Genomic DNA, 748 nt, shown 5'->3' on the forward strand with positions numbered 1-748 from the left:
GGCCCAGGACCTCCTACAAGCGCTTCACTCGCAGCGCGGCCAACGAGCTGTGGCAGATCGACGGCTTCCAGTGGCGCCTGGAGGACCGTGTGGTGACCGTCTACCAGGTCGTTGACGACTGCTCACGGGTCATCACCGCCCTGCGGGCCTGCTGGGGCGGTGAGAGTGTGGCAGGCACCCGCATGGTCCTTGAGGAGGCCTTCACCACCTGGGGGCGCCCGGCGGCGATCCTGTCTGACAACGCGCTGGCGTTCAACACCAGCCGCACCACTGGTCCGGGTGCTACCGAGAAGTGGCTGGCCTCCCTGGGGGTACGTCCCATCAGCGGGCGGGTGGGACACCCCCAGACCCAGGGCAAGGTCGAGCGCTCCCACCAGCCGGCCGCCGCCTGGCTGCGCGCTCACCCGGCCAGCACCCTTGAGGAGCTCAACACCGAGCTGGACCGCTTCACCAGCTACTACAACACCGAGCGTCAGCACCAGGGCCACGGCGTCGCGCTGACCCCGCTGAGGGTATGGACCCAGGCCCCCAGGGCTCTAGCCAGCCCAGCCCCCATCGACCTGGATCGCCTCCCAGCCGGCGGCGGCCCCATCAGCCTGCCCGACCCCACCGACCCGGCCGGCTCGGACAGTGCCGTGGACCGCGCCCGACGCACCGTGATGTCCAACGGGTGCGTGTCCTACAAGGATCGTGCCCTGTCACTGGGCAAGGCCATGCGCGGCATCGAGGTCACCCTGATCGAGTACCT

1 protein-coding gene is annotated in these 748 nt (G+C 69.7%); it reads left to right on the forward strand.

Going from position 1 to position 748, the window contains the following annotated elements; translation table 11 throughout:
• On the forward strand, positions 1-748 hold a 748-nt coding region (locus RIV14_RS13680), incomplete at both ends, for an integrase core domain-containing protein (protein WP_309325269.1).

Origin of the sequence: Actinomyces acetigenes, from assembly GCF_031296635.1 — a bacterium.
GTDB lineage: Bacteria > Actinomycetota > Actinomycetes > Actinomycetales > Actinomycetaceae > Actinomyces > Actinomyces acetigenes.